Origin of the sequence: Streptomyces sp. NPDC001787 (assembly GCF_040297465.1) — a bacterium.
Lineage (GTDB): Bacteria > Actinomycetota > Actinomycetes > Streptomycetales > Streptomycetaceae > Streptomyces.
The window spans coordinates 31,489-44,891 of record NZ_JBEOZE010000005.1 but is presented as its reverse complement, the minus strand read 5'-3'; the positions used below and the strand labels follow the sequence as shown (position 1 = coordinate 44,891).

Below are 13,403 nucleotides of genomic sequence, written 5' to 3'. Positions count from 1 at the left end.
TGTGCGCTGCTGAGTATGAGCGTGAACATGGCAAAGTGGCCCATCTCTCCCGGCCATAAGGCGCGTGTATGGGGCGGTCCGAACGCGCCGGCGCCCGGCCGAACCCGTCGGTACGCAGGCGGCATCCCGCGGCATCCCTCGGCGCGCGGGCATGGCGGTGCGCGGGCGTGGGGCGGTGCGCGGGCACGGTGGTGCGGCGAGGCGCACGGTGGTGCGGCGAGGCGCGCGGCAGGCTTCGGGGCCCGGTGGTGCGGCGAGGCGCACGGCGGCCCGGGGTCAGGCGGCTGCCCGCCGCGTCCCGGCTGTGCTCAGCCGGTTCAGGGTGGGCAACTCCCGTATGCGGCAAGGGTGATGAGGGCGGTGCGGGCACCGCCCGTGGGTCCCGGTCCCGGCGGGCGGGCCCCCGCGGGATCAGCCGCGCAGATAGGCCAGGACCGCGAGTACCCGGCGGTTCGTGGAGTCGGAGAGGCTGAGGTCGAGCTTGGTGAGGATCGAGCCGAAGTGCTTGCTGACGGTGCCTTCGCTGACCGTCAGGGCCGCCGCGATGGAGGCGTTGGACTTGCCCTCGGCCATCAGCGCCAGCACCTCCTGCTCACGGGCCGTCAGCCGTGACATGGGGTCGCGGCGGTGCCGGATCAGCTGCCTGACGACCTCCGGGTCGACCACCGTGGCGCCCTCGGCCACGCGGTGCAGGGCGTCGATGAACTCCTCGACGTTGCCGATGCGTTCCTTCAGCAGATAGCCGACGCCCGTCCCGTCCGACGAGTCGAGCAGATCCTCGGCGTAGGTGCGCTGCACATACTGGCTGAGCACCAGGACGGGCAGTCCCGGCCGCTGCCTGCGCAGCTCGACCGCGGCCCGCAGGCCCTCGTCGGAGAAGCCGGGCGGCATCCGCACGTCCGTCACCACGATGTCCGGGCCGTGTTCGAGGACCGCCGCCGTCAGCTCCTCGGCGGTGCCCGCTCCGGCGACCACCTGATGGCCGAACCGCTCCAGCAGGCCGACCAGGCCCTCGCGAAGGAGCACGCTGTCCTCGGCCAATACGATGCGCAACATCAAGTCCTCGATCGGGCGGGTGAGCAGGGGACTTGAAGGCGGAACACGGTAGGACCCCCGGGCGGACTGGACACTAGCAGGTGACCGCCGAGCACCGAGATGCGATCGGCGACACCCTGGAGGCCCGTGCCGTCGACCGTGTCGGCACCGCCGATCCCGTTGTCCTCGACCTCCACGGTGAGCCGGCCCTTCTCCGCCCGTCCGGTCACCTTCGCCCGGGTCGCGCGGCTGTGTTTCGCCACGTTCGCCAGTGCTTCGCAGATCGCGAAGTAGACGGCGGTCTCGATGGCTTCGAGCATCCGGCCGGGCAGATCGAAGCTCACGTCCACCGGGACCGCGGAACGGTCGGCGATGTCCTCCACCGCGGCCTCCAGGCCCCGGTCGGTGAGGACCTGGGGATGGATTCCCCGGATCAGCTCCCGGATCTCCACCAGCGCGACCCCCGCCTCCTCGTGCGCCTTGGTGAGCAGGCTGCCGAGAGGTTCGGCGGGGTTCTCCAGCCTGGCCAGGCCCAGCGTCATGGACAGCGCGACGAGCCGCTGCTGCGCCCCGTCGTGCAGATCCCGTTCGATCCGGCGGCGTTCCGCCTCGAAGGCGTCCACCAGGCGCATCCGGGAGCGGCCCAGCTCCTGGATGCGGGAGTCGAGCCCCGACTCCGGGATGGAGAGCAGCTGCCTGGTCAGTACGGCGCGGCCGGCGGCCAGCACCCCCAGCGGATAGGCGAGCAGCGGAAGGAGCAGCACCCCGGCGAGCAGGGCGGCGAAGGCCTCCGGGTAGGAGTCGGCGATCCAGAGCTTGAGTACGCGGGCCTCCTCGTCGCCCCCCGCGGCCATCATCACGGGTGTGGCGATCAGCCCGCCGCAGACGGTGAGGACCGTGCCGACGGCGAGGCCCTCAAGGGGCCACAGCAGACAGGCGAACAGCAGCGCGTAGCCCAGCTCCCGCCAGGTGGCCCGCTCCTGGAGCCGCGTACGCAGCCAGGAGTACAGCCCGGTGCTCTGCGGTTCGCGGTGCGGGCCGGGGATCGGATCGCGGTCCAGGAGCCGGAGCCTGCGGCGCTCCAGGGCGGCCAGCGGGATGCCGGTGAGGACGAGCGTCAGGAGCAGGGGCACGCCGATCAGGACCACCGTGAGCACGCTGCCCGCGATGGCCAGCAGAAGCAGCGTGGCCAGCGTGGCGATACCGAGCGGCACGCTGGTCAGCAGATAGAGCGCCGAGCGCCACGGCCAACTGCTGAGGACGTAGCGGCGCTGCTGGAGTGCCTGCCAGAGGCTGGGGGAGTGCATGGGGGGCACGCTATGAGACCTCGTGCCCGCGGACCACCCAGCTGGCTCCACCCTCGGGGTGGGCACTGTCTCCCCCGCAAGTGTCCTCCCAGTTGCAATGTGCCGGACCCGGTCGGCCGGGTCTCCTTGAGGCAGTGGGCAGCCGACTGCTCCCGCCCCGCGTTTCGGGGCCGCGCCACATCGAGGGGACCCCCATGGACTGGCTCCAGACCCAGTTGTCCGCTGTGCCTGTCTGGCTGACGCTGGTCATCGTGTTCCTGCTGCCCACGATGGAGCCGGTGCTGCCGGTGTTGGGCATGCTGCTTCCTTCCCAGACCGCTCTGGTGGTGAGCGGGGTGCTCGCGCACCACGGCACGCTTCCGCTGGCGGGCGCGCTCACGGTCGCGGTGCTCGGCGCGGTGGCGGGCAATGTGCTCGGTCATCTCGTCGGACGGGTGTGGGGGGCCAGGATCGCCGCAGGGCTGCCCGACCGGGTCACGCAGTCGCGCAAGTACCGGGCCGCGTTGAGCGCGGTCAGCACCTACAGCGGGCGCGCGGTGCTGCTCGGGCGGTTCAACGTGGCGCTGCGCACGATGGTCCCGGTGATGAGCGGCACCGTACGGGTGCCCTGGCGGCGGTATCTGCTCTGGTCGGTCGTGGGCAGCCTGCTGTGGGCCCCGGCGTGTGTGGTGCTGGGGCTGCTGGCGGGCAGTTCGTGGCAGGAGTGGGGCGGCTCCGGTGTGCTGGCGGGTGCCTCGGTGCTGCTGCTCGTCACCACCTCGCTCCCCGCGCTCGTATCGCTGCGGCGCGGTGCGGCGCGGGGGGCCGGTACGGACGGCTCCGGGGCTCAGGTTCAGAGGCGTCCGCTGATGAACGCCAGCAGTTCCGCCTCCGCCGGCACCAAGTAGAAGTGGTCGCCGGGGAAGACCCGGCTCTCGAAGCCGGCCGTGGTGAGCGCCTCCCAGGAGGCCAGTTCGGCCACGTCGCAGCCCGGGTCGCGGTCGCCGCCCACCGCGGTGACCGGTGACCGCAGCGGGGTCGTGTCCGTGGGCCGGTAGGACTCGATCAGCCGGTAGTCGCCCCGCAGGGACGGCATCAGCAGCGGCCGGAGGTCGGGGTCGTCGTACACCGCCGAGGCCATGTGGCCCAGGCGCCGGGCCGAGGCGATGAGCCGGTCGTCGTCCAGGGTGTGCAGGGTGCCGCCGCCGCGCTCGGTGTGGGGCGCGCCGCGCCCCGACACGATGACGCGGGCGGGGGCGATGCCGTGCCGGTCCTCCAGGCGGCGCGCCACCTCGTAGGCGACGGCGGAGCCCAGGCTGTGCCCGAACAGGAAGAGCGGCAGCCGCGGTTCACGGGTGACCACCGGCTCCAGCGCGTCGGTGATCCGGTCGGCCAGCTCGGTCATGTCCTCGATGCAGGGCTCGTCGAACCGTTCCTGGCGGGCCGGGTACTGGGTGGCGAGCAGTTCCACATCGCCGGGGATGCGCCCCGGCCAGTGGTGGAAGAGAGTCGCTGTGCCGCCGGCGTGCGGGAAGCAGACCAGCCGGGCCCTGACCCTCCCCGCTCGTCGATATGTCCGGAACCAGGGGTTCCCTTTTTCGGCGTCGATGACCGTCACGCGAATTTCCACCTCTCCGGGCCCGTCCGGCCCGCCCTCGTGCACGTCATGATCCGGCCTTCATGTGGCCGACGGACATCCTCGCGCGTGCAGGGTCCTGTCCGGGCAGGTTCCTGCCTTCCGGTTCCCTGCCTTTTCGGCACGGGTGCAGCCATCGTGCACAGGAGGGTGGAGCTATCTCCACCACCAAGATTCCGCTCCGCTCCGATGTCTCGGAAGCGCGGGCCCTATTGAGTGGACACCATGAATCAAGCAGCCGTCCGGCTCAGTTCGGTCACCCGGTCCTACGGCAAGGACGCCAGCGCGGTCACCGCGCTGGACCGGGTCAGCCTGGACATTCCCCAGGGCACCTTCACCGCCATCATGGGCCCGTCGGGCTCCGGCAAGTCGACTCTGCTCCAGTGCACCGCGGGGCTGGACCGGCCCACCAGCGGCCAGGTGTTCCTGGGCGACACGGACCTCACCCGGCTCAGCGAGACGAAGCTGACGCTGCTGCGGCGCAAGCGCATCGGGTTCGTCTTCCAGGCCTTCAACCTGCTCCCCTCGCTGACCGCCGAACAGAACGTGGCGCTCCCGCTGCGGCTCGCCGGGCGCCGCCCCAAGCGGGCCCAGGTACTGGACGTGCTGGAGCAGGTGGGCCTGCGCGAGCGCGCCGGGCACCGGCCCAGCGAGATGTCCGGCGGCCAGCAGCAGCGGGTGGCCCTGGCCCGCGCCCTGGTGACCCGCCCCGAGGTGCTGTTCGGGGACGAGCCGACCGGCGCCCTGGACTCCACCACCAGCCGGGAGGTGCTGTCCATGCTCCGCTCGATGGTGGACCGCGGCCAGACCGTGATCATGGTGACGCACGACCCGGTCGCCGCCTCCTACGCGGACCGGGTGCTGTTCCTGGCCGACGGCCGGGTGCAGGACGAGCTGTACGCGCCGTCCGCCGAGCAGGTCGCCGCGCGCATGACGAAGCTGGCGGCGGTCCCGTGCTGAGCCTCGCACTGCAGGGCATGAAGACCCGCTGGGTCACCTTCGTCGGCTCCTTCATCGCCCTGGCCCTGGGCGTCGGGCTGATCGCGACCACCGGGCTCGCCCTCGCGGCCACCTTCAGCGCCCCGGACCGCGGTCCCGAGCGGTTCGCGAAGGCCCCCGTCGTCGTCCAGGCCTCCGACCGGCTGCGGGTCGACACCCCGATCGGCGTCCGGACCCAGCCGCTGGACAACCCCCGCCCGGTGCCCGAGGAACTCGCCGCCCGGCTGGCCGGTCTCGGCCGCACGGTCGAGGACCGGACCTTCCCGGTCACCGTCCGGGACGCGGACCTCGACGGCGACGGCGAGGGAACGGTCGGCCACCCCTGGTCGGTCGCGGGCTCCACCCCGTACCGGATCTCCGGCGGACGCGCCCCCTCAGCGCCCGGCGAGGTCGTCGTCACGGCCGGGCCCGGCGCCGGTGTACGCACGGGGGACCGGATCGAGGTCGCCACCTCGGCCGGCACCCGGACCAGGACCGTCGTCGGCACCGTGGCGACCGCGGGCTTCGAGACCGCCGTGTTCTTCACCGACGCGGAGGCCGCCAGGATCTCCCCGGCCATCGACGCCGTGGTGGTGCACGCGGACGCGGAGCGGGTGCGGGCGCTGGCCGGGGAGGGGACCGGCATGGTCGTCCTCACCGGCGACGACCGGCGTCGCGCCGACCCCGACCCGGACCGCGACGACGAGGCGATGGTCTCCGTCAACGCGCTGCTGGGCACCGCCGCCGCCATCACCGGATTCGTCTCCGTCTTCGTCGTCGCCTCCACGTTCTCCTTCGCCGTGGCCCAGCGCAGGCGCGAGTTCGGCCTGCTGCGCACGGCGGGCGCCACCCCCAACCAGGTACGGCGGATGGTGTACGCGGAAGCCGTCGTCATCGGCATCCTGGCCTCGGCCGCCGGCTGCTGGCTGGGCGCCGCCGGAGCGCCGCGCCTCGCCGCCTGGATGGTGGACGTGGAGATCGCGCCCCACTGGTTCGCCATCGGCGACCAGACCTGGCCGCTGCACACCGCCTTCTGGACCGGGCTGTTCGTGGCCATGGCCGGAGTGCTGGTCTCCTCCTACCGGGCCGGGAAGGTCGGCCCCACCGAGGCGCTGCGCGAATCGGCCGTCGACAGCCGGGCGATGCCGCTGAGCCGCTGGCTGATGGCCGTGCTCGTGCTGCTCACCGGACTCGGGCTGCTGGGCATGGCGCTGGTCTCCGACCCCGGGGACGTACTCAAGCGCAAGACCTACATCACCCAGCCGATGCTGCTGATCGTCGGGTTCGCCCTGTTCGCACCGGTCCTGGTCCGGCCGCTGACCCGGCTGCTGACCTGGCTCCCCGCCCAGCTGCCCGGCGCCACCGGCGTACTGGCCAGGGAGAACGCTGCCGCCGGGGTGCGCAGGACCGCCGCCGTGGCCGCCCCCGTCATCATCACCGTCGCCCTCGCCGCCTCCCTCATGGGGACGACGGCCACCATCAACGAGGCCAAGGCCACCGAGGCGCGCAACCACACGGTCGCCGACTTCGTGATCGCCTCGGGCGACGAGGGCCGGGCCCTGTCCGCCCGGTTCGTCGAACGCGCCCGTGCCATCGACGGGGCCACCGTCAGCGCCTCGCGCTCCACCGGGGTGACGGTCCTCGAAGAGGGCACGGCCCTGGTCAGGTCCGAGGCGAAGGCGGTCACTCCGGCCGAGCTCGCCGCCGTCTCCGACCTGCCCGTGGTGGCGGGCCGGCTCACCGACCTCGACGACGGGAGCATCGTCGTCAACGAGGAGTGGCTGACCACGACCGTGGGGCGGACGGTGTCCGTCTGGCTCGGCGACGGCCGCAAGGTCTCGCTCAAGGTCGCCGCCGTCCTCGGCACGGGCACCGGCAGCAACGGGGTCTATCTGACCCCGCGCAACGCCGCCGGCGCCGGGATCGACCGGATCGACGTCAAGGTGAAGGACGGCGCCGACCGCGCCGCCGTCGCCGCCGCCCTGCGCGAGGCGGGCGCGGCCACCGGCACCGAGGTGCTGACCAGGGGCGAGTGGGTGGAGAAGCACTACCCGCGCTCCAGCGAGAACACCCGGCTCGGCCTGCTGATGATCCTGGGCATCGCCCTCGTCTACACGGGCATCGCCCTCGCCAACACCCTGGTGATGGCCACCTCCGACCGGGTCCGCGACCTCGCGGTGCTCCGTCTCTCCGGCGCCACCAAGGCGCAGGTCCTGCGCCTGGTCGCGGTGGAGGCGCTGGTGGTGGTCGCGGTGGGAGCCGTGATCGGCGGCGCGGTGGCCGCGCTGAACCTGCTCGGGGTGTGGGGCGCGCTGGGACTGCTGGACGTGTGGTCGGCGGTCGTCGTGCCCTGGGGAACCGTCGGCGCGGTCGTCGCGGCCAGCGCCGTCCTCGCCACCGTCTCCGCCGTCCTGCCCGCCTCCTTCGCCCTGCGCACCCGGCCGGTCGAACTGGCCGGAATGCGCGAGTAGTCCGGGCCGACGGAAGGGCCCGCGGCGGCCCCGGGGCCGTCCGGGCCCCGGGGCCGTGAGCGGACATCATCAACGATCCTGAGAGGCAGAGCACGTTGACGAGCGACACCGGGGTGATGCTCCATGAGTTTCTGCGGTCCCCCATGCAGGTCGGCGCGGTGGCGCCGAGCTCGCGCAGGCTCGCTGCGGCGGTGACGGCGCCCGTACCCGAGGCCGGTGACCCCGTGGTCGTCGAACTCGGCCCGGGAACGGGCGCGTTCACCGGAATGATCCAGGAGCTGCTGGGTGGCCGCGGCCACCATGTGGCCGTGGAGATCAACCCCCGGCTGGCCGGTTCCCTGCGCAGACGCTTCCCGCGGGTCGAGGTGCTCACCGCCGAGGCCGCCGAACTGCCCCGGCTGCTCGCCGCGTGCGGGCACGGGGCGGCGGACGTCGTCATCAGCGGTCTGCCCTGGGCCTCCCTGCCGGAACGGACGCAGCACGAGACGCTGTGCGCGGTGCGTGAGGTGCTGCCGGTCGACGGGGCGTTCACCACGTTCGGCTATGTCCACGCGATGCGGCTCGCGCCGGCCAGGCGGTTCCGCCGCATGCTCGGCGTGAACTTCGAGGAGGTCGTGGCGGGCCGCACCGTGTGGGGCAACCTGCCGCCGGCCTTCGTCTACCACAGCAGGCGCCCGCGCGACCTGGAGCCGATGCGCCGGCTGTCCGGGCACGGCCGCGCGGACTGCGTCTGCGCGACGCCGGACGGGCCGGCCGACGGCTGAACCCCGCGGCCCGCGCCGGCCCCGGGCCCCGGAACCGAGTCCGCCGCCGCACCTCACAGGTGCGGCGGCGGACTCGGTGGTGCCGGGGGTGCGTCAGGCGGACGGCTCGGCCATCGCCACCGCGATCCTGCGCGGGCCGGTGAACGGCTCCCGGGCGTGCGCGGCGAGCATGTTGTCGACGACCAGGATGTCGTGGCGCTCCCAGTCGAACCGGGTACTGGCCTCCCGGTAGCACTGGCGCAGATGCGCCACCACGTCGTCCGGGATCGGCGCCCCGTCCCCGTAGTACGAGTTGGTCGGCAGGTCCTCGGGCGCGAAGATCTCCTCCAGGCCCTCGCGCACATCCGCGCCCAGCGTGCTGACGTGGAAGAACGTGATGTGGTTGAACCACACCGGCTCGCCCGTCACCGGGTGGGCGTGCACCGCGTCGCGGATCGCGGTGGTCCGCATCCCGCCCTCGGTGAACTCCACGCCGATGCCCTTGTCGCGGCAGTACGCGGCGACCGCGTCCCGGTTCTCGGTGTTGAACGCCTGCTGCCACGGGACCCCGAAGTCCTGGTGGAAGTTGCGCACCACCCGCCAGCGCCGCCGGGTGAACTCCTCCCGCACGTCCGGGTCGATGGCCGCGTACACCTTGCGGATGTCCGCGAGCGGGGTGGCGCCCAGGGTGATCGCCGGCTCGATGCAGAAGAAGTACAGCGTGTGCGGCCAGACGGCCTGGTAGGAGTTCTCGTTGTGCAGGAAGATCTCCTCGTCCGCCGGATAGTCGGTCGAGGTGTACACCTGCCCCTTGATGGTGCTGCGCGGCGAGGAGCGCTCCGCGTACGTCAGGGGCGGCATCCCGGACAGCGCGTGCACCGAACCGTTGAAGCCGTCCACCCCCTCGACCCGGAAGCCGCGCAGCAGCACGGCCCCCCGCTCGGTGAGGGCGGCACGCAGCTCGGGCCGGTTGCGGGCGATGAACGCGCTCACCTCGGTGTCCGGGCCCGGGGCCAGGAAGACGCGCGGCAGGTATCCGGGCAGGTCGGTGCCGGTGGGCAGGGTGAAAGCCGATGTCGTCATGATGCGCAGAGCTCCTTCAGGAGCGGAAGGGTTCGAGGACGGATTGGGAGCCGGGGTGCCGGGCCCCGGCGTCCGGGGCGTGCGGATCGCGCAGGAGGACCGGTCCGGTGGAGCCGGCCGGCCGGGCGAGCGCCACGAACAGACCCCGTTCGCCGGGCAGGTCCTGGACCAGCCAGTCGTCGCCGCCCGACGACTCGCCGCCGTGCACGACGAGGGGGCCGGGGTGCTCGGGCCGGACCTCCAGGGCCTTGAGGTCCGCGGTGATACCGGTACCGATCGCCTTCACTACCGCCTCCTTGCGGGTCCAGCACCTCAGGAAGGCGGCCTGGCGTGCGCCGTCGTCCGGCAGGCTGTCCAGATGGGCCAGTTCGGATGGGGACATGACCAGGGAGGCGGCTCCGGCCGGGCTTCCCGACCTGCCGTCCTCCACATCGACGCCGACCTGTCCCGAGGTGGTCACCGCGAGGGCCCAGTGCGGCCCCGCGTGGGAGAGGTTGAAGTCGAGGGCGGTGGGCGGCCCGATCACGACCGGTCTGCCGTGATCGGGGTCCGCGCACCAGGGACAGGGCTTCGTACCGAACCGGATCCCGGCCGGCGGTACCCCCAGGTACCGGGCCAGGACCCGGCGTACGGCGATGTGCGCGCCCGCGTACCGCAGTCCCTCGGCGGGCGGTCTGCGGCGCATCACCGCGCGCTCGGCGGCCGAGAGCAGCCGCAGATCCGCGGCCGGCGGGGCACCGGGAGTGGTGCCCTGCCAGACGTGCGTGCCGCCGCTGTCCCACAGTGCGCGGTACTCGCGCTCAGTGGTGTTCACCCGGGCTCAGTCGGACATCGCGACGAGCACGCGGCGCGTACCCGTGAACGGGCGGCGGCCGTGCGACACGAGCATGTTGTCGATGAGCATCAGGTCCCCGGTGCGCCAGTCGCAGTTCCGGGCCGCCTCCAGGCCCCGGTCGCGGACCTGGATGACGTACTCGTCCGGGATCGGTGAACCGTCGGCGAACGTCACCGACTGGGGCAGTTCGTCGGCCGGGAGGATCGCCGCCAGCGCCGCCGCGGTGTCGTCACCGAGGCCCGCCGGGTGCCACTGGTCGGACTGGTTGAACCAGACCTCCGCGCCGGTCACCGGGTGGATCGCGGTGGAGGGGCGCACCTGGCTGACGCGCAGCGAGCCGTCCGCCTTCCACTCCCAGGTGGCGCCGGTGTTGCCGAGGAACGTCTCGACCTCGGCCCGGTCCTTCGTCTCGAAGGTGTCCTGCCAGCTCTTGCCGAGCCCGTAGCCGTCGTGGAGGTTCTGCTGGTAGCAGACCCCGCCCCGGAACGCCTCGCGGACCTCGGGGTCCAGGGACTCCAGCCACAGCGCGGAGTCGGTGACCGGGGTCGCCCCGCCCGTCTCGGCGGCCTTCTGGCAGAAGAACAGCAGCCGGGCCGGCCACTGGTGGGCGTACGACATCTCGTTGTGCATCGAGATGGTGAACTCCTGCGGGTACTCCGTGGAGGTGTAGACGTTCTTGCCGACCTTCGTGCGGGGCGAGTTGCCGTGCACATAGGCCAGCCGGTTGGGCAGCAGCTCGTTCATGATCTTTTCGAGCGTGTCCTCGGTGACCCCGAAGCCGCGGAAGATCAGGGCCTTCTCCTTGACGAGCTGGTCGGAGATGGCCGAGGTGTCACTGACCACCTCGAACAGACCCGCGCTGGACGCCTCCACCCCGGAGTTCTCGGGGGTGATGACGAGTGGAACCCAGCTGTTGGACGCGTTCATGCGGTTTCTCCTTGTGCATCGGACGGTGCGTCGGTTCGGTCTTCGGACGGTGCGTCGGTTCGGTCTTCGGACGGTGCGTCGGGTCGTGCGTCGGTTCGGTCTTCGGACGGTGCGTCGGACGAGTGATGAGTGAGCCGGTGGAGCCGGGAGAGCTTGGACAGGGCGGCGGTGAGCGCCAGTACGGCCATCACCGCGCCGAGGACCGCGGCCGTGACCGCCGCGCCCATGGCGTCCAGGAGCAGCCCGCCGGCCAGGACGCCCAGCGAGTTGGCCCCCGAACCGAACAGCTGGAGCACGCTGTTGACCCGCCCCTGGAGCGCGTCGGGCGTGATCTCGACCTGGTAGATCCCCCCGGCGACATTGACCACGCCGCCGACGAAGCTCATCCCGGCGAACAGCGCGCCGAGCAGAACGGGGGACCTGGTCAGGGCCAGGGCCGGGACCAGGACGGCCCAGGCGGCCAGAGCCGAGCAGACCAGCACGGGCAGCCCGAGCCGACGTGAGGCCCGGCCCCCGGCGAGCGCCCCGCAGGCCCCGCCGACCCCGCTGATGGAGGCGATCACACCGACCGTCCCGGCCGAGAGACCGTCCTCGTACAGGACGAAGGCGGGCAGCAGCGCGAGCGCCTGGAAGACCACATTGCTGCCGGAGATCAGCAGCGTGATCCGCCGCAGGAAGCGGCGCTGCCACAGCCACCGCACCCCTTCGGCGATCTCCGGGCCGAGCCTGCGCCGCCGGGCGGGCTCCGCCTTCCGCTGGAACGGCTTCCTGATCAGCAGGACGGCGGCCAGCGAGAGCAGGTGCGCCACCCCCGCGAGCAGGAACGGCGACCACCGCACCGCCGCGAACGCCACGCTTCCGGCGGGCTGCCCGACGAGTCCGGCGGCCCGCCCCCGCGCCTCGTTCCCGGCGAGTGCCGCCGTCAGCTGCGAGGCCGGCACCACATGGCGCACCCCGGCCCGTTCGGCCAGCCGGTAGCAGACCATCAGGGTGCCCTCGACGAACGCGGCGCCCGCCAGATGCGGCAGCCACACCCGCCCGCAGGCCACCGCCGCGACCACGCTCGCCGCGCTCAGCGCGCAGCCCGCGCTGCACAGGACCATCAGCCGCTTGCGGTCCCAGCGGTCCACCAGCGCGCCGGCCGGCAACTGGATCAGCAGCTGCGGCAGTTGCGCGGCGAACCCCGCCACGGCCGCCGCCGACGCCGATCCGGTCGACCAGAGCAGCAGCAGCGGGTAGGCCACGGAGGAGGCGCGGGAACCGAGGAGCGTGAGCCCCGCGCCGCCCCACAGCAGCAGGAAGTCGCGGTTGCGGCGCAGCGGGACCGGGGTGTCTCCCGCCGCGTCCGCCACCGGCGGCGCCGCCTCGCCGGTGATGCTCATCCGCGCCGCGCGGCGCCCGTGGAGGCCGCGGAGGTGCCCGTGCCGGCCGCGGCGGCTCCCGCCCGGCACCACTTCAGTACCGCCATCGCGCTGTGCATCTTGTTCTCGGCCTGTTCGAAGGCGATGCTCCGGGGCCCGTCGAGCACCGCTCCGGTGACCTCGTCGCCCCGGTGCGCGGGCAGGTCGTGCAGGAAGACCGCCTTGGGGCTGGTCTCCCACAGGTCCTCGGTCACCTGGAAGGGGGCGAAGACCTTGCGCCAGTCCGGATCGGCCTTCGCCGTTCCCGTGGTCTGCCAGCGCGTGGTGTAGATGGCGTCGAAGCCCTCGGGCAGGTCCGCCATGTCGTGGCGCTCGCGGACGCTCGCGCCGCGGGCGGCGGCGTTCCGCTCCGCCTGGGCGAGCATCGCCGGGTCCAGCCCGTAGCCGGGCGGGGTGCGCAGCTCCAGCTCGGTGCCCTCGAAGCGGGTGAGCGCGAGGGCCAGGGCGGAGGCGGAGTTGTTGCCCTCGCCGACGTACAGGACGCGCAGCCCGGTCAGGGCGCCGAACGTCATCCGCAGCGTGGTGAGGTCGGTGAGCGCCTGCGTGGGGTGTTCGTCGGCGCTCATCGCGTTGATGACGGACATCCGGTCCTGCCGGGCCCAGGCCCGCATCTCCGCCGGGTCGCCCGCGGTCCGGGCGACCAGCACATCGAGCATGCGGGACAGCACGGCCCCGGTGTCCTCGCTGGTCTCCCCGGTGTTGAGCTGGAGGTCGCCGGGCCCGTAGGTGAGCAGCGAGGCACCCAGCCGCAGCGCTCCGCTGGAGAACGCCGTACGGGTCCGGGTGGACGTCTTGCTGAAGTAGACGCCCACCACCTCGTCGGCCAGCGGCCGTTCGCCGCGGACGCCCTCGGAGGCGAACGCGCAGCCGTCCTCGACGAGGGTGTTCAGGTCCTCGTCGGTGAGGTCGTTGATGGATATCAGGTGGCGTACGGACGATTCCTGCACGGTGTCCTCCGGATCGGTCTGCCGGCGCGGGGTCGGGTGTG

At 72.7% G+C, this 13,403-nt stretch carries 12 protein-coding genes; 4 read left to right on the top strand and 8 right to left on the bottom strand.

Annotated features, from left to right (window positions below):
- Window positions 1-411 precede the first annotated feature (411 nt).
- Both ABT170_RS08870 and ABT170_RS08865 read right to left on the bottom strand, forming a co-directional pair.
- Window positions 412-1,056 (bottom strand): response regulator transcription factor, encoded by a 645-nt coding sequence (locus tag ABT170_RS08870; protein ID WP_329942930.1) that lies wholly within the window; start codon window positions 1,054-1,056, stop codon window positions 412-414.
- Window positions 1,056-2,342, bottom strand: a complete 1,287-nt coding sequence (locus tag ABT170_RS08865; RefSeq protein ID WP_329942931.1) for a sensor histidine kinase — start codon at window positions 2,340-2,342, stop codon at window positions 1,056-1,058. The genes ABT170_RS08870 and ABT170_RS08865 overlap by 1 nt, the downstream gene beginning before the upstream one ends.
- A 194-nt stretch (window positions 2,343-2,536) precedes the next feature.
- Between ABT170_RS08865 and ABT170_RS08860 the strand changes: the two genes are divergently transcribed.
- Window positions 2,537-3,229, top strand: a complete 693-nt coding sequence (locus tag ABT170_RS08860; RefSeq protein WP_329942932.1) for a DedA family protein — start codon at window positions 2,537-2,539, stop codon at window positions 3,227-3,229.
- Here ABT170_RS08860 and ABT170_RS08855 read toward each other — a convergent pair.
- A complete protein-coding gene (locus tag ABT170_RS08855) occupies window positions 3,175-3,939 on the bottom strand; it encodes a thioesterase II family protein (RefSeq protein ID WP_329942933.1) in 765 nt (254 codons plus the stop codon). The genes ABT170_RS08860 and ABT170_RS08855 overlap by 55 nt on opposite strands.
- A gap of 243 nt (window positions 3,940-4,182) precedes the next feature.
- Between ABT170_RS08855 and ABT170_RS08850 the strand changes: the two genes are divergently transcribed.
- From ABT170_RS08850 to ABT170_RS08840, 3 genes are all read left to right on the top strand, one after another.
- Window positions 4,183-4,917, top strand: coding sequence for an ABC transporter ATP-binding protein (locus ABT170_RS08850; RefSeq protein WP_266922575.1), 735 nt, complete (start codon window positions 4,183-4,185; stop codon window positions 4,915-4,917).
- Entirely contained in the window at window positions 4,911-7,406 is a 2,496-nt protein-coding gene (locus tag ABT170_RS08845; RefSeq protein WP_329942934.1) for an FtsX-like permease family protein, read from the top strand. The genes ABT170_RS08850 and ABT170_RS08845 overlap by 7 nt, the downstream gene beginning before the upstream one ends.
- 95 nt (window positions 7,407-7,501) lie before the next feature.
- Window positions 7,502-8,170: a class I SAM-dependent methyltransferase gene (locus ABT170_RS08840; RefSeq protein ID WP_351865291.1), complete on the top strand. Its 669-nt coding sequence runs from the start codon at window positions 7,502-7,504 to the stop codon at window positions 8,168-8,170.
- A 93-nt stretch (window positions 8,171-8,263) separates the two neighbouring features.
- On the opposite strand, the gene ABT170_RS08835 is transcribed toward ABT170_RS08840, so the two are convergent.
- Genes ABT170_RS08835 through ABT170_RS08815 form a run of 5 tightly spaced genes read right to left on the bottom strand, consistent with a single transcriptional unit; the run spans window position 8,264 to window position 13,362 of the window.
- On the bottom strand, window positions 8,264-9,232 hold the full coding sequence (locus ABT170_RS08835) for a TauD/TfdA family dioxygenase (protein WP_329942936.1): 969 nt from the start codon (window positions 9,230-9,232) through the stop codon (window positions 8,264-8,266).
- A 16-nt stretch (window positions 9,233-9,248) separates the two neighbouring features.
- Window positions 9,249-10,046: a 4'-phosphopantetheinyl transferase family protein gene (locus ABT170_RS08830; protein WP_329942937.1), complete on the bottom strand. Its 798-nt coding sequence runs from the start codon at window positions 10,044-10,046 to the stop codon at window positions 9,249-9,251.
- A gap of 6 nt (window positions 10,047-10,052) precedes the next feature.
- Window positions 10,053-10,994: a TauD/TfdA family dioxygenase gene (locus tag ABT170_RS08825; protein WP_329942938.1), complete on the bottom strand. Its 942-nt coding sequence runs from the start codon at window positions 10,992-10,994 to the stop codon at window positions 10,053-10,055.
- Window positions 10,991-12,376 carry an MFS transporter gene (locus ABT170_RS08820; protein WP_351865287.1) on the bottom strand — a complete coding sequence of 462 codons (1,386 nt, stop codon included), beginning with the start codon at window positions 12,374-12,376 and terminating at the stop codon, window positions 10,991-10,993. Before ABT170_RS08820 ends, ABT170_RS08825 begins: the two co-directional genes overlap by 4 nt.
- Window positions 12,373-13,362, bottom strand: coding sequence for an ornithine carbamoyltransferase (locus ABT170_RS08815; RefSeq protein ID WP_351865725.1), 990 nt, complete (start codon window positions 13,360-13,362; stop codon window positions 12,373-12,375). Before ABT170_RS08815 ends, ABT170_RS08820 begins: the two co-directional genes overlap by 4 nt.
- Window positions 13,363-13,403: the final 41 nt, after the last annotated feature.